General features: G+C 64.8%; 29 protein-coding genes. 8 read left to right on the forward strand and 21 right to left on the reverse strand.

The features are described from left to right. Positions 1–3: 3 nt before the first annotated feature. From HU772_RS17905 to HU772_RS17920, 4 genes are all read right to left on the reverse strand, one after another. A complete protein-coding gene (locus tag HU772_RS17905; protein WP_186661173.1) occupies positions 4–645 on the reverse strand; it encodes a LysE family translocator in 642 nt (213 codons plus the stop codon). A 75-nt stretch (positions 646–720) separates the two neighbouring features. Next, on the reverse strand, positions 721–1053 hold the full coding sequence (locus tag HU772_RS17910; RefSeq protein WP_186661171.1) for a type II toxin-antitoxin system HicB family antitoxin: 333 nt from the start codon (positions 1051–1053) through the stop codon (positions 721–723). After that, positions 1050–1304, reverse strand: coding sequence for a type II toxin-antitoxin system HicA family toxin (locus HU772_RS17915; protein ID WP_186661169.1), 255 nt, complete (start codon positions 1302–1304; stop codon positions 1050–1052). Before HU772_RS17915 ends, HU772_RS17910 begins: the two co-directional genes overlap by 4 nt. Before the next feature lie 58 nt (positions 1305–1362). After that, complete coding sequence (locus HU772_RS17920; RefSeq protein WP_186661167.1) at positions 1363–2316, reverse strand: threonine dehydratase; 954 nt, start codon at positions 2314–2316, stop codon at positions 1363–1365. A gap of 90 nt (positions 2317–2406) precedes the next feature. Here HU772_RS17920 and HU772_RS17925 point away from each other — a divergent pair, with 90 nt between their 5' ends. After that, positions 2407–3750, forward strand: a complete 1344-nt coding sequence (locus HU772_RS17925) for an aminotransferase-like domain-containing protein (protein WP_225923046.1) — start codon at positions 2407–2409, stop codon at positions 3748–3750. A gap of 167 nt (positions 3751–3917) precedes the next feature. Here HU772_RS17925 and HU772_RS17930 read toward each other — a convergent pair whose 3' ends face one another. Then, entirely contained in the window at positions 3918–4175 is a 258-nt protein-coding gene (locus HU772_RS17930; RefSeq protein WP_186661163.1) for a DUF2790 domain-containing protein, read from the reverse strand. A 250-nt stretch (positions 4176–4425) separates the two neighbouring features. On the opposite strand from HU772_RS17930, the gene HU772_RS17935 reads away from it, so the two are divergent. Further along, positions 4426–4866: a GNAT family N-acetyltransferase gene (locus tag HU772_RS17935; protein ID WP_186661161.1), complete on the forward strand. Its 441-nt coding sequence runs from the start codon at positions 4426–4428 to the stop codon at positions 4864–4866. Here the strand turns inward: HU772_RS17935 and def are convergent. From def to HU772_RS17950, 3 genes are all read right to left on the reverse strand, one after another. Continuing rightward, positions 4821–5357, reverse strand: coding sequence for a peptide deformylase (def, locus tag HU772_RS17940; RefSeq protein ID WP_186661159.1), 537 nt, complete (start codon positions 5355–5357; stop codon positions 4821–4823). The two genes, HU772_RS17935 and def, sit on opposite strands and share 46 nt — an antisense overlap. Next, the gene (locus tag HU772_RS17945; protein WP_186661157.1) at positions 5357–6313 is read right to left on the reverse strand and encodes a YihY/virulence factor BrkB family protein; all 957 of its coding nucleotides are present in this window, start codon (positions 6311–6313) and stop codon (positions 5357–5359) included. Before HU772_RS17945 ends, def begins: the two co-directional genes overlap by 1 nt. Positions 6314–6507: 194 nt before the next feature. Then, positions 6508–6687, reverse strand: a complete 180-nt coding sequence (locus HU772_RS17950; protein WP_186661155.1) for a CsbD family protein — start codon at positions 6685–6687, stop codon at positions 6508–6510. 209 nt (positions 6688–6896) lie between these two features. On the opposite strand from HU772_RS17950, the gene HU772_RS17955 reads away from it, so the two are divergent. Beyond that, the gene (locus HU772_RS17955; RefSeq protein WP_186661153.1) at positions 6897–7277 is read left to right on the forward strand and encodes a hypothetical protein; all 381 of its coding nucleotides are present in this window, start codon (positions 6897–6899) and stop codon (positions 7275–7277) included. Here HU772_RS17955 and HU772_RS17960 read toward each other — a convergent pair whose 3' ends face one another. Then, positions 7278–8114, reverse strand: a complete 837-nt coding sequence (locus HU772_RS17960; RefSeq protein ID WP_186661151.1) for a CvfB family protein — start codon at positions 8112–8114, stop codon at positions 7278–7280. 129 nt (positions 8115–8243) lie between these two features. Here HU772_RS17960 and HU772_RS17965 point away from each other — a divergent pair, with 129 nt between their 5' ends. Further along, positions 8244–9107, forward strand: coding sequence for a DUF6279 family lipoprotein (locus tag HU772_RS17965; RefSeq protein ID WP_186661149.1), 864 nt, complete (start codon positions 8244–8246; stop codon positions 9105–9107). A gap of 33 nt (positions 9108–9140) precedes the next feature. Here HU772_RS17965 and aceK read toward each other — a convergent pair whose 3' ends face one another. Further along, positions 9141–10856 carry a bifunctional isocitrate dehydrogenase kinase/phosphatase gene (aceK, locus tag HU772_RS17970; RefSeq protein WP_186661148.1) on the reverse strand — a complete coding sequence of 572 codons (1716 nt, stop codon included), beginning with the start codon at positions 10854–10856 and terminating at the stop codon, positions 9141–9143. 162 nt (positions 10857–11018) lie between these two features. Between aceK and HU772_RS17975 the strand changes: the two genes are divergently transcribed. Then, the gene (locus tag HU772_RS17975; RefSeq protein WP_186661146.1) at positions 11019–11894 is read left to right on the forward strand and encodes a DMT family transporter; all 876 of its coding nucleotides are present in this window, start codon (positions 11019–11021) and stop codon (positions 11892–11894) included. A 36-nt stretch (positions 11895–11930) separates the two neighbouring features. Here HU772_RS17975 and HU772_RS17980 read toward each other — a convergent pair whose 3' ends face one another. The 4 genes from HU772_RS17980 to cysK all read right to left on the reverse strand — a co-directional run bounded on the left by HU772_RS17980 (position 11931) and on the right by cysK (position 15323). Continuing rightward, a complete protein-coding gene (locus HU772_RS17980) occupies positions 11931–12812 on the reverse strand; it encodes a DMT family transporter (RefSeq protein WP_186661145.1) in 882 nt (293 codons plus the stop codon). A 115-nt stretch (positions 12813–12927) separates the two neighbouring features. Then, on the reverse strand, positions 12928–13092 hold the full coding sequence (locus HU772_RS25015; protein WP_186661144.1) for a hypothetical protein: 165 nt from the start codon (positions 13090–13092) through the stop codon (positions 12928–12930). A 164-nt stretch (positions 13093–13256) separates the two neighbouring features. Beyond that, positions 13257–14192 (reverse strand): aspartyl/asparaginyl beta-hydroxylase domain-containing protein, encoded by a 936-nt coding sequence (locus HU772_RS17990; protein WP_186661143.1) that lies wholly within the window; start codon positions 14190–14192, stop codon positions 13257–13259. A gap of 156 nt (positions 14193–14348) precedes the next feature. Further along, positions 14349–15323: a cysteine synthase A gene (cysK, locus tag HU772_RS17995; RefSeq protein WP_186661142.1), complete on the reverse strand. Its 975-nt coding sequence runs from the start codon at positions 15321–15323 to the stop codon at positions 14349–14351. 296 nt (positions 15324–15619) lie between these two features. Between cysK and HU772_RS18000 the strand changes: the two genes are divergently transcribed. Both HU772_RS18000 and HU772_RS18005 read left to right on the forward strand, forming a co-directional pair. Beyond that, on the forward strand, positions 15620–16465 hold the full coding sequence (locus HU772_RS18000; protein ID WP_186661141.1) for an AAA family ATPase: 846 nt from the start codon (positions 15620–15622) through the stop codon (positions 16463–16465). Positions 16466–16478: 13 nt separating this feature from the next. Beyond that, on the forward strand, positions 16479–17657 hold the full coding sequence (locus HU772_RS18005; protein WP_110739188.1) for a vWA domain-containing protein: 1179 nt from the start codon (positions 16479–16481) through the stop codon (positions 17655–17657). A 43-nt stretch (positions 17658–17700) separates the two neighbouring features. On the opposite strand, the gene HU772_RS18010 is transcribed toward HU772_RS18005, so the two are convergent. Genes HU772_RS18010 through HU772_RS18025 form a run of 4 tightly spaced genes read right to left on the reverse strand, consistent with a single transcriptional unit; the run spans position 17701 to position 21389 of the window. Next, on the reverse strand, positions 17701–18624 hold the full coding sequence (locus tag HU772_RS18010) for a 5-oxoprolinase subunit C family protein (protein WP_186661140.1): 924 nt from the start codon (positions 18622–18624) through the stop codon (positions 17701–17703). Then, positions 18621–19316, reverse strand: a complete 696-nt coding sequence (gene pxpB, locus HU772_RS18015) for a 5-oxoprolinase subunit PxpB (RefSeq protein ID WP_186661139.1) — start codon at positions 19314–19316, stop codon at positions 18621–18623. Before pxpB ends, HU772_RS18010 begins: the two co-directional genes overlap by 4 nt. Then, positions 19313–20092, reverse strand: coding sequence for a 5-oxoprolinase subunit PxpA (locus HU772_RS18020; protein ID WP_186661138.1), 780 nt, complete (start codon positions 20090–20092; stop codon positions 19313–19315). Before HU772_RS18020 ends, pxpB begins: the two co-directional genes overlap by 4 nt. A 10-nt stretch (positions 20093–20102) precedes the next feature. Further along, positions 20103–21389: an MFS transporter gene (locus HU772_RS18025; protein ID WP_186661136.1), complete on the reverse strand. Its 1287-nt coding sequence runs from the start codon at positions 21387–21389 to the stop codon at positions 20103–20105. Positions 21390–21518: 129 nt separating this feature from the next. Between HU772_RS18025 and HU772_RS18030 the strand changes: the two genes are divergently transcribed. Then, a complete protein-coding gene (locus HU772_RS18030) occupies positions 21519–22430 on the forward strand; it encodes a LysR family transcriptional regulator (protein ID WP_186661135.1) in 912 nt (303 codons plus the stop codon). Positions 22431–22526: 96 nt separating this feature from the next. Here HU772_RS18030 and HU772_RS18035 read toward each other — a convergent pair whose 3' ends face one another. From HU772_RS18035 to HU772_RS18045, 3 genes are read right to left on the reverse strand one after another with little or no spacing between them, the layout of a single operon-like run. After that, on the reverse strand, positions 22527–23048 hold the full coding sequence (locus tag HU772_RS18035; RefSeq protein WP_186661134.1) for a DUF2937 family protein: 522 nt from the start codon (positions 23046–23048) through the stop codon (positions 22527–22529). 9 nt (positions 23049–23057) lie between these two features. Then, positions 23058–23831, reverse strand: a complete 774-nt coding sequence (locus HU772_RS18040; protein WP_186661133.1) for a class II glutamine amidotransferase — start codon at positions 23829–23831, stop codon at positions 23058–23060. A 16-nt stretch (positions 23832–23847) separates the two neighbouring features. Beyond that, positions 23848–24357: an MFS transporter gene (locus HU772_RS18045; protein WP_186661131.1), complete on the reverse strand. Its 510-nt coding sequence runs from the start codon at positions 24355–24357 to the stop codon at positions 23848–23850. Positions 24358–24443 lie beyond the last annotated feature (86 nt).

Consider the following 24443-nt stretch of genomic DNA (forward strand, 5'->3'; position numbering starts at 1 on the left):
ACCTCAGGCAGGCACGGCCTGGATGAACTCGCGGTACCCCGACAAAATCACATACCCAGCGAAATAGCAGAAAATCGCCGCCGACAGCAGGTATGACCAGGTCAGCAGGCGATCACCCAGCAGCCGCCCGCCATGGCTGGCGATACCGCACAACGAGGCGCACCAGAACAGCCCCGCGGCAAAGAAGCCGCCGAGAAACAGGCCAGCATCAAGCGCGCTACCGGCACCGGACCTGGAAATCAACACGCCACCCACCGCGGCAAACCAGAGGATCGCACTGGGTGACGACATGGCCAGGAAGATGCCGCGCAGGAACTCGCGCCAGCCCGACTCGACCACCACCTCGCCCCGCGCCTCCAGGTGCCCGCCACGCCAGGCGGCCAGCAACATCTTCAACGCGAACCACACCAACAGTGCCGAGCCACCGAGCCACAATGTCCAGCGCACGCTCTCGAACTGCAGCAACACGGTCATGCCCGCCAGCGCCGCGATGGCATAGATCAGGTCGCCGACACAGGTGCCAAGCCCCAGCCAGAATCCTTGCAGGAAGCCCCGTTGCATGGCCAGGGTGATCATGGCGATGTTGGCGATGCCGATGTCCAGGCACAGGGACAGGCTGAGAAGAAATCCGTTGGAAAAGGGCATGGGTGGCTCGGCTGCGAACAAGAGTCAGCGGATTGAACCCGAATGCAGCCTGGCGGTACAGCGGCAATCCACGGCTCAGACCATCGCCGCCTGCTCGAAGACCTCGTCGGCCCATTGATTGAGGCTCTTGCCCGCGGCGCGGGCGGCAATGCTGGCCGCGGCGTGTACCTCGGGACGGATGCGCAGCATCACCTTGCCCGAGGCCGGCTTCTCAGGCGTGATGCCCTGCTCGGCACAGTCAGCCAGGTAATCATCCAGCGCCTCGCGAAACGCCTCATGCAACTCGGGCACGGCACTGGCGTGAAAACTGATGATGTCCCGCAGGCCCAGCACGCGGCCCACGAAGATATCGTCGCGCGCGTCGTACTCGATACGCGCCGCATAGCCTTTGTAGCGCATGCAACTCATGGTCGGACTCCCGCCCGCAACAGGAACTCGCGGGCTTCTTCTATCTGATATCGCCTGGCCTCCTTGCCAGGGTGAGGACGATGGCAGCGCCAGCACTGCCCAGCCAACAGGATCTTGACCCTCGAACCCTGACGTTCGACGACCTGGCCGCCAAGGTGCAGCACCAGCGCCTCGATTTCGGCAAACGCCAGCGAAGTCGTGGTTGGTGTCCTGAATAGAATGTCCAGAATCTTGCGATATCGAGTGTTCATCGGAAAATGCTATCAAATAAAGATAGCACCTTCCCTCGCGACATTCATTCAGGATTTTTCACCCCGCCAGCACCTGCGCATAACGTTCGCGATCGATGTTGGCGCCGCTGAGCACCACCGCGACCCGCCTGCCGGCTTGCCGTTCGCGCTCCTGCAGCAACGCGGCCAGGGCCGCCGCACCTGCCCCCTCGGCAGTGTTGTGGGTGGTTTCGTGATACAGGCGCATGGCCTCGGCAATCTCCTGGTCATCCACCCGCACGATACGCGCCGCGTGTTCGCGCACCAGGGCAAACGCCTGCGGATGCGGCACGCGACAGGCCATGCCGTCGGCGAAGGTGTCGGCGCTGGCGGTGGTGACGATACGCCCCTGCTCGAAGCTGCGGGCATAGGCGTCGGCGGCACTGGAGACCACACCGACGATTTCGGTGGACAGCCCCAGCAGGTTGCGCGCCTGGATCAGCCCACAGATGCCCGAGCCCATGCCGATCGGCACGTACACGCAATCCAGGTCGGTGACCGCCTCGAACAGCTCCAGGGCATAGGTGGCCACGCCACGCACCAGTTCCGGATGGAACGACGGTACCATCGCATAGCCGCGCGCCTCGGCCAGCCGCGCGGCCTCTTCACGGGCAACGTCGAAGTCCACGCCATGCTCCACCAGTTCGGCCCCCAGGGCGCGCATGGCGGCGTTCTTCTCCCGCGAGTTGCCTTCGGGCACCACGATCACCAGCGGCAAGCCGGCCTGGCGCGCCGCCAGGGCCATGCTCTGGCCATGGTTGCCACGGGTGGCGGTGACCAGCCCACGGGGTACCCGGCCACTGGCCAGCAGCGAGCGCACATAGACCAGCCCACCGCGCACCTTGAACGCACCGGTGGGGGCATGGTTCTCGTGCTTGACCCACACCGTGCACCCCACCCGCTCGGCCAGCAACGGCCAGGCGTGTTGCGGGGTCGGCGGAACATGCTGGTGAACGAAGGCGGCGGCTTCGCGCAGGGCGGCCAGGTCGAACATGGCGGGCTTCCTTATCGGTAGTGGGTTGAACCGATCCTAAGGGCCGGGCATTGTATGGGTCCAAACTTATATTGCATGGGCGACAATTTCGTGTGGCTTCCCACCCTGCCGGACAACCAGCAACCGCGCTACCTGGCGCTGGTCGATGCCATTGCCGCCGCCATCGAGCAGGGTGAACTGAAGATTGGCGAGCGCCTGCCGCCACAGCGACGCCTGGCCTGGGCCCTGGGCCTGAACCCGAGCACCACGCAGCAAGCCTACCGCGAGGCGGCCGCGCGGCATTTGGTAGCCGGCGAGGTCGGGCGCGGCACCTACGTGCTGGCGGGCAGCAAGGAGGCGACGCTGTTCCGCCTCAAGCAGCCAGACCGTTGCCAGCAGGTGATCGACCTGTCGACCAACGTCCCCGTAGCCGACCCACATAACCGCGACCTCGAACACAGCCTGCGCAGCCTGCTCGAACAGGATGAAGTCACGTTGCTCGACCATTACCTGGACCCCGAGCAACTGCTGCTGGGGCGGATTCAGGGAGCCCGCTGGCTGGCCAACCGCGGCCTGGACCTTGCGCCAGAGAATCTGCTGCTCTGCGGTGGCGCGCAACAGGCCCTGATCCTGGTGTTGCAGTCGTTGTGCCAGGCGGGCGAAGCGGTGCTGGTCGAGGCTCTGACCGCCCCAGGCATCAAGGCCGCCTGCCGCCAACTGCGCCTGCCGGTGCACGCTGTAGCCCTGGATGAACAAGGCCTGCGCCCGGACGAACTGGACCGTGTCGCCCGTGCCAGTGGCGCGCGCGTGCTGGTGACCACCCCAACCTTGCACAACCCGACCGGGGCCTGCATGGACGAGGCCCGGCGCCAGGCGCTGGCGCAAGTCGCCAAGCGTCACCAACTGCTGGTCATCGAGGATGACGTCTATGGCGCCTTGACCGACCGGCCGCCGCTCTACCCCTTGCTCGAAGGCCGGGGCGTGCTGATCAGCAGCTTGTCCAAGACCGTGGCCGCCGGCCTGCGCCTGGGCTGGATCGTCGCCAGGCCAGCGCTGTTGGAACAGATCGACCCCCATGCCCAGGCCACCCACTGGTCGGTATCGCCGCTGAACCTGCGTATCGCCTGCCAGTGGATCGCCGACGGCAGCGCAGCCCGGCGCCTGGCCTGGCAGCGGGAGGAACTGGCCGAACGTTGGCGCCTGGCGCGGACTATCCTGGGCGATGCGCTAGCAGTCGAAGGCATGCCATCACCCCATGCCTGGCTGGCCACCTCGACAGATGCCGAGACACTGGTTGCCCGCTGCCGCACACAAGGGGTGGAGATTGTCCCGGCCAGCGTGTTCGCGGTGGGTACCGACAAGGTGCCGGCAGTGCGGGTCAGCCTTTCGGCGGCGCGCAGCCGGGCCCAGCTGAAACAGGGCCTGGAGCTGATACGCCGACAACAATCACCGTAGGCGATCGCCCAGCCCTGTGTGGCTGCGCTGGCGCCCAGGGAGCTGTTATCCCTGTGGCAGCGGGCTTGGCGGACCGCCGCGAAGCAGACCCCGCGGTGCCAGGCAGCGGCTTCGCCGGTGTTCGCGGGCAAGCCGCTCCCACAGGACAACGCTCATAAAACAAGGCCTCAATTGAGCCGGCAACCCTCGCCCATCGCACGATACTGCAAGGTATGCACTTGGCCCTGGTGGTCCTCGTAGGTCATGGTGGCAGGCACCACGTCGCAAACGTTGGGGATGGTCGACAGGCTGATGACACGCTTGATGTCGAGGTTGGTGGAGTAGTCGTACTGCTCGACCGCAGGTTGGCTGGAGGCGGTCTTGGCCTCATCGGCGAGGGCGAACGAGGACATACCGACCAATGCAAGAATCAGTAGGGCTTTCATGGGTGTTGACCTTGATGGCTATCAAGCTGATCGCGTGACTTCTGAAGCCGTCAATGGCGCGGAGAAGTTGTCATCGACTGCGAAGATGACACGAAGTACCGATCCCGCTTTATCGTACTGCTGGGGGGATGTGGGAAATTTTACTCCCCGATCGCAATAGTTGAACCCCGAACTCGGACATTCACCCTTGTCGGATTTGCAACAATCTGCGACAAAGCGCGGCCCACCAGGACAGGTATCCCAACGCCCCATGAACTGCACCCGCCTCCCCGCCCTCCAGCGCCGCCTGCTGGATCACTTCTACCGCCAGCACGGCTCACGCATGCGTGCCACCGGCGAAGGCGAGCAGTGGGTGGCCCGCGCGGATGAAATCATTGCTGGGCTGAACCTGACGCCCGTCACTGGCGGCCAGTGGCTGACGGCTCTGTTCGTCGCCCCGCCATGGCGGGGCCAACGCGTGGCCTCGCGCTTGGTCGACACTGCGCTGCAAGATGCGCCCGGCGCCACCTGGCTGTTCTGCCACCCGGACCTGGCGCCCTTCTACCAGAACCTGGCCTTCACCCCCGCCGTCGACCTGCCCGAAGCCCTGGCCTCGCGCCTGGCCCGCTACCAGCGCAGCAAGCCGCTGATCGCAATGGTCCGCGGTCAGTCGTCGGCAATATCAAGCCCGGGGAACAGCACCTCGGTGTAGCCGAACTTGCTGAAATCCTGGATCCGCGAGGGATACAGGCGACCGATCAAGTGATCGCATTCGTGCTGCACCACCCGTGCGTGAAAGCCGTCGGCGAATCGGTTGATCGGCTTGCCCTGGGGGTCGATGCCCGAATAGCTGATGTGCTTGTAGCGCGGCACCACGCCGCGCAGGCCCGGCACCGACAGACACCCCTCCCAGCCGTCCTCGACCTCCATGGCCAGCGGCGTGATCACCGGGTTGAGGAGGATGGTCCGCGGCACCGGCTCGGCATCCGGGTAGCGCTCGCTACGCTCGAAACCAAAGATCACCATTTGCAGGTCGATGCCGACCTGCGGCGCGGCCAGGCCCACACCACCGACATGGGCCATGGTTTCGAACATGTCGTCGATCAGTTGCTGCAGCTCGGCGCTGCCGAGCATGTGCTCAGGTACCGGTGGGGCAATGCGCAGCAAGCGCTCATCGCCCATCTTGAGAATGTCGCGGATCATCAGGTGTTGGGCTCGCGGGTCTGGGGTTCGGGAGTTACCGGGTGCTCATGACCGAGCACGGTAACGGTCTGTTGCGGATTGTCCTCGTTGAAGGTTTTTTCGCCAGGGTCCTTGCCCTCGGCCGACATATGCTCGATCACCGCGTTCATCTCCGCGCCCAGCAACAGCACCGCGGCGGAGATGTAGAAGTACAGCAGCAGCACGATGATCGCGCCGATGCTGCCATACATGGCGTTGTAGTCAGCGAAGGTCTTCACGTAGTAGGCAAAGCCCAGCGAAGCGACGATCCATACCACCACCGCCAGCACCGAGCCGGGGGTGATGAAGCGGAATTTCTGCTTTACGTCGGGCATCACGTAGTAGATCAGCGCCACCGCGACCATCATCAGGATGATGATCGCCGGCCAGCGCAGGATGGTCCAGACCACCACCACCGCCTCTTCCAGCCCCACCTGCGAGGCAATCCACTCCATCACCTGCGGGCCGAGCACCATCAACGCGGCGGCGGCCAACAGCATGCCGGCGACGCCAACGGTATAAATGATCGACAACGGGATGCGTTTCCACACCGGGCGCCCTTCCGGCACGTCATAGGCGGCATTCATCGCGCTCATCATCAGGCGCACGCCGGCCGAGGCGGTCCACAGGGCGATGACGATACCCACCGACAGCAGGCCGCCCTTGGACTGCTGCAACTGGTCGATCACCGGGTTGACCTGCTCCAGGGCCTGGGGCGGCAGTACCAGTTCCGACTGCAGGCGCAGCCAGGAAAAGAAATCCGGCAGGTGCAGGAAGCCGATCAGGGCAATCAGGAACAGCAGGAAGGGGAACAGCGAGAACAACATCTGGTAGGCCAGCGCGGAGGCATAGGTGGACATCTCGTCGTCGAGAAACTCCTTGACGGTGCGCACCAGCACGCGGTGCAGGGGCAGGCCGCGCAGGTCGGGGAAAATCATAGCGTCTCCTTTCGCCGCTTGAACTCGGAGGGTCGGCCAAGACCATAAGCAGGCCTGGCAATGCAGACAAGTCTAATAGACCGTGCCGCAACTGTGACGGCTCAATGGCACATGCAGGAAAACGGCTACCCGGGAACATGATGATGACTGCAGGAACCAGCCGTGCTGGCTCCTGCAGTTCAATCAGGCAAGCATCACGGCTTCTTCACGGCATCCTTGACCTTGCCCACCGCCTGCTGCGCCTCGCCCTTGAGTTCCTGGGCCTTGCCTTCGGCGCGCAGTTTGTCGTTGCCGGTCACCTTGCCGACGCCCTGCTTGATGTTGCCCACGGCCTCGTTGGCCAGGCCCTTCGCTTTGTCCTTGGTGCCACTCATGGGATGTCTCCTGGAGGGAAAGGCACGGGAAATCGTGCCGACATCAGATCGACCTTCGGCCCTTCGTCAGAGTTTCAATGGGTTTGGATAAAGCCAGCCCAATGGTAATCGGCGGATGTTTTGGCGATATCCCTGGGCACGGGCTTGCCCCGCGATCAGGCCACCCGCACAATATCGGGCCTTTCTGGCGTCAACCCGCAGGAACCTGCATGAAACTCGACAAACCCACCGCCATCGCCCGGCGCAACGAAGCGCTGGCCCGGCCGGTGCTCAGCCGCGACAACACCTTGTTCGCCATCCTCGACCCCAAGCGCAACCTGTGGTGGTTCGAAGTCCCGGTGGCCTTGCTGCGCAAGGGCCAGCCCGACTGGATCAACCTGCTGCTGCATACCCCGGAAACCGACGAACTGCAGCACCTGAAGGTGCCCACCAACTTCCTGCGTGCTCACCAGGAGCAAATGGAAGTGCGCAACCCTGGCAAGCGCCGCTCGACCATCAGCCTGGCCCTGAGCGCCGATCGCGACTCACGGCTGCGCGACACCCGCCCGGGCGGCGAGCAGCTGGATTTCAGCACCTTCGTGCAGAACTGATCAGGCCCGCTCGATGCGATCGTCATGGATGACGATCCGGCCCTGCTTGAACAGCGCGCCGATGGCCTTCTTGAAGTTGCCCTTGCTGACGTTGAACATCTGGCTGATCAGCGCCGGGTCGCTCTTGTCGCATACCGGCAGCACCCCACCATTGGCCTCCAGGCGCTGCATGATCTGCTCGTGCAGGCTGTCGGCCAATGCCTGGCCCACCGGCTGCAGGCTCAGGGCGATCTTGCCGTCGTGGCGCACTTCCTTGATGAAGCCTTTCTCGTGCATCCCTGAGCGCAGGAACTTGAACACTTCGTTCTTGTGGATCAGGCCCCAGTGGCGGTTGTTGATGATCGCCTTGAAGCCCATCGGCGTCTCGCCGGCCACCAGCAACTCCACCGGCTGACCGACCGTATAGTCGACTGGCGTGCGGTCCAGGTAGCGGTCGAGCTTGGCGGTGGCGGTGATGCGCCGGGTGCGCTTGTCCAGATAGGCGTGCACCACGCAGTAGTCGCCGATCTTCAATGGCCGCGACTCTTCCGAGTACGGCATCAGCAGGTCCTTGGACAGACCCCAGTCGAGGAAGATACCCGCGCCGTTGATGTCCTTGACCTTGAGGCTGGCGAACTCGCCCACCTGCATCTTCGGTTTCTCGGTGGTGGCGATCAGCTGGTCTTCGCTGTCGAGGTAGATGAACACATTGAGCCAGTCATCCAGCTCCAGCTCGGCGTCCTTGGGGAAGTACCGCCGCGGCAGGAGGATTTCGCCGTCGGCGCCGCCGTCCAGGTACAGGCCGAACTCCACGTGTTTCACGATTTGCAAACTGTTGTAACGCCCAAGCAGAGCCATTTCCGAAGATCCTCAAGACAAGGCGGCTATTCTAACACCTGACCCGCCCGGCCGCCCGAGCGTACATTCGCCGGAACCGCCGAGCCCCCCTTGCGTCTACCGCCTGGCCAGCCCTGCAAGGATCCGCACATGCCCTATCGCCCGACCCACGCCCTGCTCCTGCTGATCGGCTTCGCCCTGGCCTTGGCCGCTTGCAGCCGCATCGACCTGGCCTACCGCAACCTCGACCGCCTGGTACCGTGGTCGCTGGACGATTACCTGGACATGAACCGCGAGCAGAAGCAGCTGCTCGACGAACGGCTCAAGGCGCACCTGGCCTGGCACTGCAAGACTCAATTGCCGGGCTACCTCGACTGGCTGGACCGGGTACGGCTGATGGTGGCCAACGATGCCGTCACCGACGACGCCCTACGCCAGCGCACAGCCGAGGCTCGCCAGGCCATCGGCCGGGTCGCCGAACAGATCACCCCCTCCGCCAGCGAACTGCTGCGAGGCATGAGCGACGCCCAGGTGGCCGAAATGCGCCGGGCGTTTCACCAGGACATCGAGCAGCGGCAGAAAGCCTATGTCGAGACACCACTGCCCGAACAGATCGAAAACCGCGCCAAACGTATGCGCAAGCGCCTCGAGCCCTGGCTGGGCGAACTCAATGCCGACCAGCGGCAACGGGTAATGAGCTGGTCCCAGGCGCTGGGCGACCAGAATCGCCAGTGGATCGCCAACCGCGCCCATTGGCAGCAGCAACTGGTATTGGTGATGGACCAGCGCGCCACGCCCAGCTTCGAGCCACGCCTGGCGCAGTTGCTGCAGCGCAAGGAAAGCCTGTGGACGCCCGAATACCGCCTGGCGTTCCAGAACAGCGAGCAACAGGCGCGCAGCCTGGTGGTGGACCTGGTGAGGCAGAGCAGCCCGGCGCAGCGACAATTCCTGCAACAGCGGCTGGGCAAGGTGCGCGCGGACTTCAGCGAGCTCAAATGCCTCAAGTCGCCGTAGGCGCCAGCCTTGCCAACGAACGCGAGCGCCCTCTCAACGCTCCTTGCGCCGATACGGAAACACGTCGATCACCTTGCCCGCGCCAATCGCCTGTTGCAGCCCCTTCCAGTAATCAGCGTCGTACAGCTCGCCATGCAACCGGCTGAACAGTCGGCGCTGGCCGATATCGGCGAACAGAAACGGCGGGAACTCCTCGGGGAACACGTCATGCGGCCCGATCGAGTACCACGGCTCGCCAGACATCTCGTCTTCCGGGTAACGCGGCGGTGGGATATGGCGGAAATTCACCTCGGTGAGAAAGCTGATTTCGTCGTAGTCGTAGAACACCACCCGGCCATGGCGGGTGACACCGAAGTTCTTCAACAGCATGTCGCCGGGGAAGATATTCGCCGCCGCCAGTTGCTTGATCGCCAGCCCGTAGTCTTCCAGCGCCTCCAGCACCTGGGCCTCGCTGGCCTGCTCCAGGTACAGGTTCAGTGGGGTCATGCGCCGTTCGGTCCAGCAGTGGCGGATCAACACCGTGTCGCCCTCCAGGGCCACGGTGGACGGCGCCACTTCCAGCAGCTCCGCCAGGCAGTCAGGGTCGAACTTGGCGCGGGGGAAGCGAAAATCAGCGAATTCCTGGGTATCGGCCATGCGTCCGACACGATCGACACTTTTCACCAGCCGGTACTTTTCGATCACCGTGGCCCGGTCGACAGTCTTCGACGGCGAGAAACGGTCCTTGATGATCTTGAACACGGTATTGAAGCCCGGCAGGGTGAACACGCTCATGACCATGCCACGCACGCCCGGGGCCATGACGAAACGGTCGTCGCTGCTGGCCAGGTGGTTGATCAGCGCGCGGTAGAACTCCGACTTGCCATGCTTGTAGAAGCCAATCGAGGTGTACAACTCGGCGATGTGCTTGCCCGGCAGGATGCGCTTGAGGAAGTTGACGAACTCAGCCGGCACCGGCACATCGACCATGAAGTACGAGCGAGTGAAGGAAAAGATGATCGACACCTGCGCCTCGTCGGTGATCAGCGCGTCGGCCTCGATGCCATGGCCTTCGCGGTGCAGCAGCGGGATCACCAGCGGCCATTGCTCGTCGGGAGTGTATAAACGCCCCACCAGGTACGCCCCCTTGTTGCGGTAGAGCACCGAAGTGAACAGCTCCACCGCCAGGGTCGGGTCCTTGCAGACCCAGTCGGGCAGGCATTCGCGCAGTTGCTCCTCCAGCCGCGCAAGGTCGCCTTCCAATTCGCCGTACCGCACGTTGAATGCATAATCGGCGAAGATTGCCCGCAACAGGCCTTTCAATCCCTGGTGTGGCGTATAGGTGCGGGTCTGCGCGGCGCGTTCGTGGCCGCGCATCGACGGGCGGGTGGTGTGGATGAACATGCAACCGTCACTGATCAGGTCATGGCTGAACAGGCTGCAGAACAGCGAGTTGTACCAAGTCTCGGACAGCTCATCGTCCAGCCGCGGGTCGATCAGGCGGATATAGGCGTTCTTGACCAGCGGCCATTGCTCGATATCGAGCAGCACGGCATCGTCGAAGGCCTTGCGCAGCCAGCCGTTGACCTCGGCGACCTTCTCTTCGTAGAGGTTGATGCGTGCCGCCGCGGCATCCTGGATAGCCTGCCAGCGCGCCTGTTCGAAGCGCTCGCGGGCACCGAGGGTGATGCGCCGGAAGTGCTCACGGTAATCGTCGAAGCCGTCGAGGATCATCCGGGCGATCTCGGCGGCGGGCCAGGATTGGGTCATGCGCGTGCCTCTGGGCAATGGTCACCGCAATAGCTTAGCCGGGTCGGGAATAGCTGTTCGCCGGCAATGCTGTCCAAGGCAGTCATACAGCAAGAAAGCACAAGAATCTGCCCTGCGCATTCACGTAGACTCGCGCCCCTGCCCCACCGCCGGAGACCACCCGTGAGCCCCATCGCCCTCGCCCGCCTGCTGACCCTTGCCGCCGTCTGGGGGGCCAGCTTTCTGTTCATGCGCATCATCGCCCCAGAGCTCGGCACCGTGCCGACCGCCTTCTTCCGCGTATCGATCGCCTGCCTGGGGCTGATCGCCATCCTCGCCACCGCACGCGTGCGCTGGGACTTCGAAGGCAAGCTCGGCGCCTGCCTGGTGCTGGGCATGATCAACTCGGGCATCCCGGCCACCTTCTACTCGGTGGCCGCGCAGGTGTTGCCCGCCGGCTACTCGGCGATCTTCAACGCCACCACGCCGCTGATGGGGGTGCTGATCGGTGCGTTGTTCTTCCGCGAGGCCATGACCCTGCCCAAGCTCTGCGGGATCTTCCTTGGCTTGTTCGGCGTCGGTATCCTCAGCGGCGCCGGGCCGGTGGCGCTGGACATGGCCCTGGTGCAAGGTGCCCTGGCCTGCCTGGCGGCGACCACCTGTTATGGCTTTGCCGGGTTCCTGGCGCGGCGCTGGGTCGGCACCCTGGACAGCCGCCTCTCGGCCCTGGGCAGCATGCTCGGCGCCACCCTACTGTTGAGCCCGCTGTTCGCCTGGAGTGCGCTGAGCCAACCGCCGGCCAGCTGGGGTGGCTGGCAGGTATGGCTGTCGTTGCTCGGGCTGGGTCTGCTGTGCACGGCGTTCGCCTACATCCTGTACTTCCGCCTGCTGAACGAGATCGGGCCGGTGAAAGCCAGCACCGTGACGTTCCTGATTCCGGTGTTTGGCGTGCTGTGGGGTGCGTGGCTGCTGGATGAGCCACTGTCGATGGCCCACTTGTATGGCGGGGTGTTGATCGGCGCGGCGCTGTGGCTGGTGCTGCGCCCGGCACGATCGTGACGTGGGAGCGGGGTTGCCCGCTCCCACCGATTCACCTCAAGCCTCAGCCGTGCGCAACGCCGGCTTGCGGAACACGAACAGCAACCCGACCACGATCAGCCCCATCCCCAGCAGGCTCAGCGGCGCCAGGCGATTGCCGAAGATGATGAAGTCCATCACCGCGGTCACCGCCGGCACCAGGTAGAACAGGCTGGTGACATTGACCAGGTTGCCCCGGGCGATCAGCCGATACAGCAGCAGCGTGGCGAGCAGCGAGACCACCAAGCCCATCCACAGCAAGGCGCCGAGGAAGCTCACGCTCCACTCGACATGCAGCGGCTGGAACGGTGCGAACACCGCGCACAGGGCAAAACCCGCGAGGTACTGCAACGGCAAGGTCCCCATCGGGTTGTCGGTGATGCGCTTCTGCAGGATCGAGCCGCAGGTCATGCTGGCCAGCGCCAGCAGGGCGAACAGCATCCCGGCCAGGGACACCCCGCCCAGATTGATGCCCTGGTAGACCACCATCACCAACCCGCCCAGCCCGAGCCCCAGGCCGAACAGCCGACTCCAGGAGCGTTGACGCTCCATCAGCACCACGGTGAGGATCGGTTGCACTCCCATGACCGTGGCCATGACCCCGGGCGTGACATGGGTGTTCAACGCCAGCAAGTAGAAGATCTGGTAAGCGCCCAGCAGCACGCAACCCGTGCCCAGGGCACGCAGGATGCCGCTGCGGCTGCGCGGCCAGCGCAGTCCGAGCAGTGGGCCGATCAGCAGCAGGCCGGCCAGGGCCAGCGCTGAACGCAGCAGGAGGAAGGCGAAGGGGCTGGCCTGGGCCAGGCCGAGCTTGGAGACGATCGCCCCGCTGCTCCACAGCAGGACGAACAGGCTGGTAGTGGCCGCCGAGGCCACGGATGCTTTGGAAAGGACAGACATGTATTGCCACCTGTATGGGCAAGGAAAGCCGTACGGGCGGAACTATCGCGTCATCAGGGATAGCCGACCGTGTTCAGTGCGTTGCGCGTGCGGTGGGGATGCGGCCAGCGGCCGATCAGCCCAGCACCACGACTGCGCGAGGGGGCGCAGCTACGCCGCCTACCACGCCACTGACAGGTGGTGGATAGTGACTGATCATGGCCGGCTGCTGGCTGCCACGCACGACAACGCCCGCGACAGGCGCGAGAACGTAGGCGGTGGTGGAAGGGATGACGGGCATGAACAGGTCTTCTGGAAAGTCAATGGACTGGACTATAGCGGTGGATTCTTCGCGGGTAAACCCACTCCCACAAGTATCTCGCTGGATTAGCTGCCATGGAGTACTTGTGGGGGTGGGTTTACCCGCGAAAAGGCTGGACCTGCCCGGGAAGATGCCTGCCCCGATCAGAACAGCCAGCGATACAGCGCGTAGGCCACCACCACCGCCAGCACTGGCCGCAAGATGCGGTAGGCCTTGGGGTTGGCGCGCTTGAACTGCTTGACCCGGGTGCTGATGACATTGCTGAAGCGCTTGCTCCAGGCATAGGCCTGGTTGATCCCGCCAACGCGCTCGTCGTCAGTGTTCTGCGGCGCGGTGGCGCGGCCGAGGAAGGCGCTGACCTTGCGGTTGATGCGGGTCATCAACGGGCTGTTGAGCGGGCGCTCGACGTCGCAGAACAGGATCACCCGGGTAACGTCGGTCTCGTTCTTGACCCAGTGCACGTAGGTCTCGTCGAACATCACGTCCTCGCCGTCACGCCAGGCGTAGGGCTGGCCGTCGACGTAGATGCGGCAGTTGTCCGAGTTCGGCGTGGTCAGGCCCAGGTGATAGCGCAGGGAACCGGCGAACGGGTCACGGTGCGGGTTGAGGTGGCTGCCGCCGGGCAGCAGGGCGAACATCGCGCCCTTGACGTTGGGGATGCTGCTGACCAGTTCGACGGTCTTCGGGCAGAGCATTTCGGCCGACGGCAGCGGCTTGTCGTACCACTTCAGGTAGAAACGCTTCCAGCCCTTCTTGAAGAACGAACCGAAGCCGGCATCGTTGTCTTTTTCCGCCGCGCGGATGTAACCCTCGTCGAACAGGCGCATGGCCTCCTCGCGAATCACCTGCCAGTTGTCCTTGAGCACATCCAGCTCAGGGAAGCGCTGGCGGTCCAGGTAGGGCTTGGAGGGCACGCCGGAAAACAGGTACATCAGGGCGTTGTAGGGGGCGAACAGCGCCGAATGGTTGACGAACTGACGCAGCACCGGCAAACGCGCCTTGCCGCGCAGGTGCACGAACAGCACGCTGGAGATGAACACCAGCAGGACACCCGCCTTGGCGAGGAAGGAAAAGGTCATGCAACACTCCTTGGAGGGGAAATCAGGCCATCCCCGGATAGCCGGACATGATAAACCCATCAGGAGCCGCTGCAAGCCAGAAGCTGCAAGCGACAAGCCCCAAGCTGATCCGTGTCAATACGGCCATTCTTTAGCCTGCGGCTTGCAGCTGGTCGCTTACTGCTGGTTCTCCTGTTCGCTGAACATATCGCTGAACAGCATGCTCGACAGGTAGCGCTCGCCGGAGTCCGGCAGGATCACCACGAGAGTCTTGCCCTGCATCTCCGGCTTTTCGGCCAGGCGCACCGCCGCGGCCATCGCCGCGCCGCAGGAAATACCGCAGAGGATCCCCTCCTCCTGCATCAGACGAATGGCCATGGCCTTGGACTCTTCATCGGTCACCGTCTCGACCTGGTCGACGATCGACAGGTCGAGGTTCTTCGGCACGAAGCCGGCGCCGATGCCCTGGATCTTGTGCGGGCTGGGCTTGAGCTCTTCACCGGCCAAGGTCTGGCTGATCAGCGGCGAGCTCAGCGGCTCTACCGCCACCGACAGGATCGACTTGCCCTGGGTGTGCTTGATGTAGCGCGACACGCCGGTGATGGTGCCGCCGGTGCCCACACCGGCCACCAGCACATCCACCGCGCCGTCGGTGTCGTTCCAGATTTCCGGACCGGTGGTCTTTTCATGGATGGCAGGGTTGGCCGGGTTGTCGAACTGCCCCGGCAGGAAATACTGCGCAGGGTCGGAGGCGACGATCTCGTTGGCCTTCTCGATGGCGCCTTTCATGCCCTTGGCCGGCTCGGTGAGCACCAGCTCCGCGCCCAGGGCCTTGAGTACCTTGCGACGCTCCAGGCTCATCGACGCCGGCATGGTCAGGATCAGCTTGTAGCCGCGCGCGGCGGCGACGAAGGCCAGGCCGATGCCGGTGTTGCCCGAGGTCGGCTCGACGATGGTCATGCCCGGCTTGAGCTTGCCGCTGCCTTCGGCGTCCCAGACCATGTTCGCCCCGATCCGGCACTTCACCGAATAGCCTGGGTTGCGCCCCTCGATCTTGGCCAGGATGGTCACCCCACGCGGGGCGATGCGGTTGATCTGCACCAGCGGCGTGTTGCCGATGGAGTGTGCGTTGTCGGCGTAGATACGGCTCATGGCGGGGTCCTTGAATGCATGGACTGGCGGGTGGACCTAAAAGGGTAAGCCTGCTGGCGGGGAGCGTAAAGCCTGTCTGGCCAGCTGGGGTGACGGACCATTCAGGGAATGAATACCCGGTCTGCGTTTGCACGCGGCGGGTGCGGGGTTATAGTCGCGGACAAATCACAAACAGATGTTGTCCGAGCCGGCCCTTTCGCGGGCACGCCCGCTCCCACAAGGATCGCACCGTCCCCTGTGGGAGCGGGCGTGCCCGCGAAAGGGCCCTCGCTGACACCCGTGCAGAGGATCGGTTCATGAAGTTCGAAGGCACCCGCGACTACGTCGCCACAGACGACCTGAAGCTGGCGGTCAATGCAGCCATCACCCTGGAGCGCCCGCTGCTGGTCAAGGGCGAACCGGGCACCGGCAAGACCATGCTCGCCGAGCAACTGGCCGCCTCCTTCGGCGCGCGCCTGATCACCTGGCACATCAAGTCCACCACCAAGGCCCACCAGGGCCTCTACGAGTACGACGCGGTCAGCCGCCTGCGTGACTCGCAGCTGGGCGTGGACAAGGTCCACGATGTGCGCAACTACCTGAAGAAGGGCAAGCTGTGGGAAGCCTTCGAGGCCGACGAGCGGGTGATCCTGCTGATCGACGAGATCGACAAGGCCGACATCGAGTTCCCCAACGACCTGTTGCAGGAACTCGACAAGATGGAGTTCTACGTCTACGAAATCGACGAGACCATCAAGGCCAGGCAGCGCCCGATCATCATCATCACCTCCAACAACGAAAAAGAGCTGCCCGACGCCTTCCTGCGCCGCTGCTTCTTCCATTACATCGCCTTCCCCGACCGCGCCACCCTGCAACAGATCGTCGATGTGCACTACCCGAACATCAGCCAGTCGCTGGTCAGCGAAGCGCTGGACGTGTTCTTCGACGTGCGCAAGGTCCCGGGCCTGAAGAAAAAACCGTCCACCTCGGAGCTGGTCGACTGGCTCAAGCTGCTGATGGCCGACAACATCGGTGAAGCGGTGCTGCGCGAACGCGATCCGACCAAGGCTATCCCACCGCTGGCCGGGGCCCTGGTGAAGAACGAGCAGGACGTGCAACTGCTCGAACGCCTGGCCTTCATGAGCCGGCGCGGCAACCGCTGACAGGAGCCGGGCCATGCTGCTCAACCTGTTCAATGAAATGCGCGCGGCCAAGGTGCCGGTGTCGGTGCGCGAACTGCTCGACCTGCACCACGCCCTGCAAAAGGGCGTGGTGTTCGCCGACATGGACGCCTTCTACTACCTGGCCCGCGCCATCCTGGTGAAGGACGAACGCCACTTCGACAAGTTCGACCGGGCGTTCGCCGCCTACTTCAAGGGCCTGGAAAACCTCGACCGGCATATCGAGGCGCTGATCCCCGACGAGTGGCTGCGCAAGGAGTTCGAGCGCTCGCTCACCGACGAGGAACGCGCGCAGATCCAGTCCCTGGGCGGGCTGGACAAGCTGATCGAGGAGTTCAAGAAGCGCCTCGAGGAGCAGAAGGAACGCCACGCCGGCGGCAACAAGTGGATCGGCACCGGCGGCACCAGCCCGTTCGGCTCGGGCGGTTTCAACCCCGAGGGCATCCGCGTCGGCGAGGCCGGCAAGCGCCAGGGCAAGGCGGTGAAGGTGTGGGACCAGCGCGAGTACAAGAACCTCGACGACCAGGTCGAACTGGGCACGCGCAACATCAAGCTGGCCCTGCGCCGCCTGCGCAAGTTCGCCCGCGAAGGCGCCGCCGAGGAGCTGGACATCGACGGCACCATCGACCACACCGCCCGTGACGCGGGGCTGCTGAACATCCAGATGCGCCCCGAGCGGCGCAACACGGTCAAGCTGCTGTTGCTGTTCGACATCGGCGGCTCGATGGACGCCCATGTGAAGGTGTGCGAGGAACTGTTCTCGGCCTGCAAGACCGAGTTCAAGCACCTGGAGTACTACTACTTCCACAACTTCATCTACGAGTCGGTGTGGAAGAACAACCTGCGCCGCACCTCGGAGCGCTTCTCCACCTTCGACCTGCTGCACAAGTACGGCGACGACTACAAGGTGGTGTTCGTCGGCGACGCGGCCATGGCGCCCTACGAGATCACCCAGCCGGGCGGCAGCGTCGAGCACTGGAACGAAGAAGCCGGGTACGTGTGGATGCAGCGCTTCATGGAGAAGTTCAGGAAGATCATCTGGATCAACCCGTACCCCAAACAGGCCTGGGACTACACCGCCTCGACCCATCTGGTGCGAGACCTGATCGAGGACAGGATGTTTCCGCTGACCTTGCAGGGGTTGGAAGACGGGATGCGTTACCTGTCCAAGTGATATCGCCTTGTTCGCGGGTTTACCCGCGAAAGGGCCAGCAGCTTCACCGCCAACGGTGCAGGTATAGCTGCTGCTCGCGCCAAGCCTCATCCTGCACCACCGCCCGAAAGCGCACCGCAGCCCCCGGCATGCACTGCGCCAACTGTGCCAGCGCCAACGGCGTCAACGCCCCCAGCCGTGGATACCCACCGATCGTCTGCCGGTCATTGAGCAACACGATCGGCTGCCCATCCGGCGGCACCTGCACGGCGCCTAGCGGAATCCCCTCGGAGATCATCGGTGCGCCCTGGTAGACCAGTTGCGGCCCAAGCAGGCGAATACCCATGCGGTCAGCACGGCTGTCCAGCGTCCAGTCACGGTTGAACGCCTCGAACAGGCTGGTGCCACCGAAATCGCCGATCTGCGCGCCCATCACCAGATCCAATACCGGTTTCTCGGCATACACCGGCCGCAGCGCTTCGGGCACGTGGGAGCGGGTTTGCCCCGCGATGGCCCCGGCAGCATGCAGTACCTCCCCTTTCAGCAGCGCCCGGCCCTGGCCGTCTAAACCACCCAGTTCTTCCCGTACCACGGTGGAACAACTCCCCAGCACCGACTCGCCCACGAAGCCGCCCGGCACCGCCAGGTAAGCACGTATCCCTTGGCGAGGCTGACGCAGCGCCAGGCGCTGGCCCTTGCCCAGGTTGAAGCTTGTCCAGGGCGCCACAGCCTGCCCGTCGACCTGCGCATCCAGGTCGGCTCCGGCCAGCGCCATCACGCAGTCCTGCTCGGCGACCACGCTGAAGCCGCCAAGCGCGACCTCAACCACGGCGCTGTCCAGGGCATTGCCCAGCAACCAGTTGGCCCAGCGCATCGCCACCCAGTCCAGCGCGCCGCCCTGGGTCACGCCCAGGTGGCGCACACCGAAACGCCCGGCATCCTGCAACAGGCACAGCGCGGTGCTGGCCTCGACTCTCAATTGGCTCATGCCTGGGCCTCCAGCGGGCTGTCGTCACCACCCAGGTTGATGAATTCGGCCCGCTCGACGGCCACGAAACGCACCCGATCGCCAGGCTGCAGCAGGCTGTAACCCTCGCGTTCGCGGTCGAACAGGCGCACCGGTGTGCGACCAATCAGGTTCCAGCCGCCCGGCGACACGGCCGGATAGGCGGCCGTCTGGCGCTCGGCGATGCCAACGCTGCCCGCCGCCACGCGCTTGCGCGGAGTGCTCAGGCGCGGCGTGGCCAGGCGTTCGTCGACCAGGCCCATGAAGCCGAAGCCCGGCGCGAACCCCAGGGCGAACACCGGGTAGTCGCGGCCACAATGCAGACAGATCACCTCGGCCTCGCTCATCCCGCCGCGCGCGGCCAGCACCGGCAGCTCGGGGCCGACACTGGCGTGGTACCACACCGGGATTTCGTGCCGGCGCCCGGCCTGGCCGGCATCCGGCCGCAGCCCCTCCAGCGCCTGCAGGATGCGTTGACGCGCCTCGCCCGGCGCCAGGTCGAACTGCACCATCAGCGTGGTGTAGGACGGCACCAGGTCGATCAACTGCTGGCCGAACGCATCCCGCAAGCGCTGGCTGGCGGCGAGGACCCACGGCATGTTGCCTTCATCGATGGCATCGAACAGCCGCACCATCAGGCTGTCGATGGCCACCACCTCGATACGTGGCGTCATGCTTGCTCCAGCGCATCCAGGGCCTGGCGGATCTGGCGCACGGCGGCTACCGAGCCGTCGTTGTCGCCGTGCACGCACAGGGTGCTGGCGCTCAAGCGCACATCGCTGCCGTCGTCCGCCACCAGGGCCTCGCCCTTGGCCAGGCGCAAGGCCTGCTCGACCACCAGGGCCGGATCGTGGTGCACAGCGTTGGGCAGGCGCCGCGACATCAGGTGGCCGCTGGCGGTGTAGCCACGGTCGGCGAAAGCCTCGAACCACAGCGGCACGCCGATTTCGTCGCCCAGGGCCTGGGCGGCGCGGTCGTCGGCAGTGGCCATCAGCATCAACGGCAGGCCGCTGTCGAACGCCGCCACTGCTTCGAGCACGGTGCGCAGGATGTCCGGGTTGGCCATCATGTCGTTGTACAGCGCGCCGTGCGGCTTGACGTAGGCCACCCGGCCACCGAGCACCTTGCAGATGCCGTCCAGGGCACCGATCTGGTAATGCAGCAGGTCGCGGATCTCGTCGCTGCTACAGGCCATGGAACGGCGGCCGAAACCCATCAGGTCCGGGTAGGCCGGGTGCGCGCCAATGGCCACCCGGTGCTCCAGGGCCAGGGCCACGGTGCGGCGCATGGTGCCCGGGTCGCCGGCATGGTAGCCGCAGGCGATGTTGGCGCAGTCGATGAACGGCATGACCTTGGCATCCTGGCCCATGCGCCAGTTGCCGAAGCTCTCGCCCATGTCGCAATTGAGTAGCAGGCGTTTCACTTCGCGGGCTCCTGTTTCGATGTTCATGCTGCCTACCTTAGCGCGCCTGGAGTTGTTTGCCGCGGGTTTCCGGCAGGCTCAGCGCCGCCAGGATCACCACGCCGTAGGACACCGCGGCGAAGGCACCGATCCCCAGGCCCAGCGGAATCTTTTCACCCAGCAGGCCGATCAGCAACGGGAACATCGCCGCGATGACCTTGCCGATGTTGTAGCAGAAGCCCTGCCCCGAGCCGCGCACCCGGGTGGGGAACAGTTCGGTGAGGAACGACCCCATGCCACTGAAGATGCCCGAGGCGAAGAAGCCCAATGGGAAGCCCAGCCACAGCATCACGTTGTCGCTGACCGGCATCTGTGTATAGAGCAGCACGATGACGAACGAGCCCACGGCGAACAGGATGAAGTTCTTCTTGCGCCCCAGCAGGTCGCACAGGTAGGCGCTGACCACATAGCCGATGTAGGAACCGACGATGACCATCGCCAGGTAGCCGCCGGTGCCCAGCACGCTCAAACCGCGTTCGTTCTTGAGGAAGGTCGGCAGCCACGAGGTGATGGCGTAGTAGCCGCCCAGCGCGCCGGTGGTCAGCAGCGAGGCGCGGATCGTGGTCCAGAGCATGCCCGGGGCGAAGATCTCGTAGAAGTGCGACGGAACCTCGGCGCTTTCGGCGGCCTTGGCCTCGCGGTACACCTCCGGGTCCTTGACCAGGCGGCGGACGAAAATCACGAAGAGCGCCGGCAACAACCCGAGCAGGAACAGCGCGCGCCAGGCCTGTTCGGGCGGCAGCCAAGTGAACAGCAGCGCATAGAGGATCGCGGTCAGGCCCCAGCCAATGGCCCAGCCCGACTGCACCATGCCCACCGCCTTGCCGCGGTCCTGGGCACGGATCACCTCGCCGATCAGCACCGCCCCGGCGGTCCATTCGCCACCGAAGCCGAAGCCCATCAGGGTGCGGGCGATCAGCAACTGCTCGTAGCTCTGGGCGAAGCCGCAGAGGAAGGTGAAGAAGGCGAACCACAGCACGGTCAGTTGCAGGGTGCGCACCCGACCGATGCGGTCGGAGAGAATCCCGGCGATCCAGCCGCCCAGGGCCGAGGCGATCAAGGTGCTGGTGTGAATCAACCCGGCCTCGGCGGTGGTGATGCCCCAGAGCATGATCAGGGTGGGGATGACGAAACTCAGCATCTGGGTGTCCATGCCGTCCAGGCCGTAGCCGATCTTGCAGCTCCAGAAGGTGCGGCGTTGCTGGGAGTCGATGTCGCGATACCAGGCGAAGGGGCCGCTCGAAGATCGGGCGGGGGCCTGCTGCTGCACGCCGGTCGGGTTCATGATTGCCTCGGCTTGTTGGTATTGTTCTACGGGCGACGTCGGGGTCGCGGCCTGGACGCCATGTTCGAAGGCCGCAGCCCTGGCCGTCCAACGAGAAAAACCGCCGGTCTGGAACAAGAAAAACTGATCATGAACCTTCGATTCCTCGAAACCTTCGTCTGGGTCGCCCGGCTCAAAAGCTTTCGCCTCACGGCCGAGAAGCTGTTCACCACCCAGGCGTCGGTGTCCAGCCGTATCGCCGCGCTGGAGGCCGACCTGGGGGTCAAGCTGCTGCTGCGCGACTCGCGCGGCGTCAGCCTGACGCCCGAGGGCGGCAAGGTGCTGGAATACGCCGAGCGCATGCTCGACACGGCCAAGGCCATGAAACAGTCGCTGGACAGCGACCGGGCCAAGACCGGGCGCATCCGCCTGGGGGTGATGGACACCGTCATCCATACCTGGATGAGCGCGCTGGTGGCCGACCTGGGTGAACGCTACCCACAGATCGAGATCGAGCTGGTGGCCGACACCGCGCTGAACCTGCGCGAGCAGCTGCAAAAGGGCTTTCTCGATGTGATCCTGCAGACCGACCTGCTGCGCGAGCAATCGATCCGCAGCCTGGACCTGGCCCGCTACCCCATGGGCTGGCTGGTCGCCACCGGCTCGCCGCAACATCGCGCCTACGCCTCCCTGGCGGACCTAGCCCGTGAGCGGATCGTCACCTTCTCGAAGAATTCCCGACCGCACCAGGAAGTACTCAGCCTGTTGCAAGGCGCTGGGGCTGATGCGCCGCGGTTGAACTGCGTGAACTCGGTGGCGGCGATCACCCGGCTGTTGCGCGATGGCTTCGGTATCGGCGCCCTGCCGCCAGCCCTGGTGGACGGCGAATTGAGCCGTGGCGAACTGGTGTTGCTCGCCGGCCTGCAACCGCCGCCAAGCCTGGAGCTGGTGGTGGCCTGGCAGACCGGGGTAGCGCTGGTGGACGAGGTGGTGGGGGTTTGTCGGCAGGTGCTGGAGCGCTATGCGCGGGATGTGGGTGAGCAGCGGATTGTGTTGGTCTGAAGGCTTCTTCGCGGGTAAACCCGCTCCCACAGGTACAAAACAGCAGTAAACCTGTGGGAGCGGGTTCACCCGCGAAAAGGCCCGAGCAGGCGACGCTTAACGCCAGCTCTCTTTGACCGCCTTGCGCCGCCCGCCGAGGATCACCCAACCCACTAGCAACAATAGGCTCTCGACCACGAACGCCAGCACGAAGCCGGCGCCAATGCCCCAGCCGATCGCTTCGGGCACCAGCAGAATTTGGTAGCTGTAGCCCTTGAGCGTCTCGTCGCGCAACGTCGGTTCCGGCTGCACCAGCACGTGCCAGGTGCGGCTCAGCCACGAGCCCTGCAGGGCCTGCCATTCATGCTCCAGCGCCTGGTTGCGGATCAACAGGCTGTCGATGCTGTTGGCATCGCTGTTGAAGACCGGGTCGTCACTGCTGCGGTAGTGCCGCACCAGCGCCTGCAGGTCGCCATTGAAGAAACGTTGCGCGGTCTGGCGGAAACCATCGAGCGCCTGGCGCGACTCGAGCAGGTGCGCCTCGACCCGCTGGCTGTAGTCCTTGACCAGCCCGGGCACCTGGATACCGGCCAGCAGGCCGAAGGTGAACAAAAGCAAGCGCAGGTAACTTCTGAACATGCCGGGTCCTTAGCTCTGCCCGTGGGCGACGCACTCACCGTGACGCCACAGGGCCCATTGCCCCGGCGCGTAGCGCTGCCAGGTCTCGTTCTCGGTCAAGGCCTCGGTGGCGATCACCGTGACCACATCATTGGGGGTGGTTTCGGTATGAAAGTCGACGATCAGGTCGACATCCTTCAGGCGTGCCGGGCCAAACGGCGCGCGGCGGGTGATGTGCACCAGCTTGGTCGAGCAGAAGCAGAACAGCCAGTCGCCATCGCTGAGTAGGCAGTTGAACACGCCCTTGCCGCGGTACTCGGCGCAAGCCTCGACCAGTACCGGCAGCAGTTGCTCGACCTCGACCGGTTCCGGGAAGGCTTCGCGCACGCGGTTGAGCAGGTCGCAGAACGCGGCCTCGCTGTCGGTGTCGCCAATCGGCCGGTAGAAGGTGCGCCGGCCGCTGAAATCGCCCAGCTGGCCGTTGTGCGCGAAGCACCAGTTGCGTCCCCACAGCTCGCGCACGAACGGGTGGGTGTTGGACAGGCAGACCTTGCCGACGTTGGCCTGGCGGATATGGCCAATGACCACTTCGCTCTTGATCGGGTAGCGCTGCACCAGGTTGGCCACTTCCGACTCGCTGCTCGCCGCCGGGTCCTGGAACAGGCGCAGGCCACGGCCTTCGTAGAAGCCGATGCCCCAACCGTCGCGGTGCGGCCCGGTGCGGCCACCACGCTGCATCAGGCCGGTGAAGCTGAAGACGATGTCGGTGGGGACGTTGGCGCTCATACCCAGCAGTTCGCACATGTTCGCGGCTCCAGGCTTACAGACGTGGCTCGACCCGGCCCTGGCCGGGGCCGGCGCGGCGCACCGGGGCGGCTGGCGGCTCGTCGCGGTAGCGGTCCTGGCGGTTGGCGGCCATCGGCGCCTCGGCCTTGGCCTCGTCGTCGTCCTGCTGCTGGCGTTGGGCCGCGGCCTCGCGCTGGGCGCGACGCTCGCGGGCGCGCTTTTCCAACGGCCAGCGGATCAGCACGAAGACGATGTACAGGGCAAAGGCGAGCATGCCGTACATGGCCAGGTCCGAAGCGGCGCGCCAGGCGTTGTTGCCGACCTTGAAGGCGACGTCCAGCGCGGTGATGGCAATGGCCGGGGCGAAGCTTTCCTTGACCGGGTCGACGATGGTCGGGGCAAACAGCAGCACGGCGATGATCACCCGCAACGGCTCACGCAGCCAGCGCCACATCCAGCCGGTCAGCTTGAAGCCCACCAGCAGGCAGCCCAGGGCGGCAACGGCGTACAGGCCCCAGGCGAGGGTATAGTCGTGTTCGGTCATGGTGTTCGTGCAAGCCAGGCAAAGAGACGCCTATGATAAACACTTTTCCCGGCGCAGGCGCCCCCCCAGCCTGTCAGGGCCTCTTC

Source organism: Pseudomonas xantholysinigenes (genome assembly GCF_014268885.2).
GTDB classification, from domain to species: domain Bacteria; phylum Pseudomonadota; class Gammaproteobacteria; order Pseudomonadales; family Pseudomonadaceae; genus Aquipseudomonas; species Aquipseudomonas xantholysinigenes.

Coding starts and splice junctions, on each gene's coding strand:
- HU772_RS17905 (WP_186661173.1), bottom strand. CDS start 645: ATGCCCTTTTCCAACGGATTTCTTCTCAGCCTGTCCCTGTGCCTGGAC.
- HU772_RS17910 (WP_186661171.1), bottom strand. CDS start 1,053: ATGAGTTGCATGCGCTACAAAGGCTATGCGGCGCGTATCGAGTACGAC.
- HU772_RS17915 (WP_186661169.1), bottom strand. CDS start 1,304: ATGAACACTCGATATCGCAAGATTCTGGACATTCTATTCAGGACACCA.
- HU772_RS17920 (WP_186661167.1), bottom strand. CDS start 2,316: ATGTTCGACCTGGCCGCCCTGCGCGAAGCCGCCGCCTTCGTTCACCAG.
- HU772_RS17930 (WP_186661163.1), bottom strand. CDS start 4,175: ATGAAAGCCCTACTGATTCTTGCATTGGTCGGTATGTCCTCGTTCGCC.
- HU772_RS17935 (WP_186661161.1), top strand. CDS start 4,426: ATGAACTGCACCCGCCTCCCCGCCCTCCAGCGCCGCCTGCTGGATCAC.
- def (WP_186661159.1), bottom strand. CDS start 5,357: ATGATCCGCGACATTCTCAAGATGGGCGATGAGCGCTTGCTGCGCATT.
- HU772_RS17945 (WP_186661157.1), bottom strand. CDS start 6,313: ATGATTTTCCCCGACCTGCGCGGCCTGCCCCTGCACCGCGTGCTGGTG.
- HU772_RS17950 (WP_186661155.1), bottom strand. CDS start 6,687: ATGAGTGGCACCAAGGACAAAGCGAAGGGCCTGGCCAACGAGGCCGTG.
- HU772_RS17955 (WP_186661153.1), top strand. CDS start 6,897: ATGAAACTCGACAAACCCACCGCCATCGCCCGGCGCAACGAAGCGCTG.
- HU772_RS17960 (WP_186661151.1), bottom strand. CDS start 8,114: ATGGCTCTGCTTGGGCGTTACAACAGTTTGCAAATCGTGAAACACGTG.
- HU772_RS17965 (WP_186661149.1), top strand. CDS start 8,244: ATGCCCTATCGCCCGACCCACGCCCTGCTCCTGCTGATCGGCTTCGCC.
- aceK (WP_186661148.1), bottom strand. CDS start 10,856: ATGACCCAATCCTGGCCCGCCGCCGAGATCGCCCGGATGATCCTCGAC.
- HU772_RS17980 (WP_186661145.1), bottom strand. CDS start 12,812: ATGTCTGTCCTTTCCAAAGCATCCGTGGCCTCGGCGGCCACTACCAGC.
- HU772_RS25015 (WP_186661144.1), bottom strand. CDS start 13,092: ATGCCCGTCATCCCTTCCACCACCGCCTACGTTCTCGCGCCTGTCGCG.
- HU772_RS17990 (WP_186661143.1), bottom strand. CDS start 14,192: ATGACCTTTTCCTTCCTCGCCAAGGCGGGTGTCCTGCTGGTGTTCATC.
- cysK (WP_186661142.1), bottom strand. CDS start 15,323: ATGAGCCGTATCTACGCCGACAACGCACACTCCATCGGCAACACGCCG.
- HU772_RS18000 (WP_186661141.1), top strand. CDS start 15,620: ATGAAGTTCGAAGGCACCCGCGACTACGTCGCCACAGACGACCTGAAG.
- HU772_RS18005 (WP_110739188.1), top strand. CDS start 16,479: ATGCTGCTCAACCTGTTCAATGAAATGCGCGCGGCCAAGGTGCCGGTG.
- HU772_RS18010 (WP_186661140.1), bottom strand. CDS start 18,624: ATGAGCCAATTGAGAGTCGAGGCCAGCACCGCGCTGTGCCTGTTGCAG.
- pxpB (WP_186661139.1), bottom strand. CDS start 19,316: ATGACGCCACGTATCGAGGTGGTGGCCATCGACAGCCTGATGGTGCGG.
- HU772_RS18020 (WP_186661138.1), bottom strand. CDS start 20,092: ATGAACATCGAAACAGGAGCCCGCGAAGTGAAACGCCTGCTACTCAAT.
- HU772_RS18025 (WP_186661136.1), bottom strand. CDS start 21,389: ATGAACCCGACCGGCGTGCAGCAGCAGGCCCCCGCCCGATCTTCGAGC.
- HU772_RS18030 (WP_186661135.1), top strand. CDS start 21,519: ATGAACCTTCGATTCCTCGAAACCTTCGTCTGGGTCGCCCGGCTCAAA.
- HU772_RS18035 (WP_186661134.1), bottom strand. CDS start 23,048: ATGTTCAGAAGTTACCTGCGCTTGCTTTTGTTCACCTTCGGCCTGCTG.
- HU772_RS18040 (WP_186661133.1), bottom strand. CDS start 23,831: ATGTGCGAACTGCTGGGTATGAGCGCCAACGTCCCCACCGACATCGTC.
- HU772_RS18045 (WP_186661131.1), bottom strand. CDS start 24,357: ATGACCGAACACGACTATACCCTCGCCTGGGGCCTGTACGCCGTTGCC.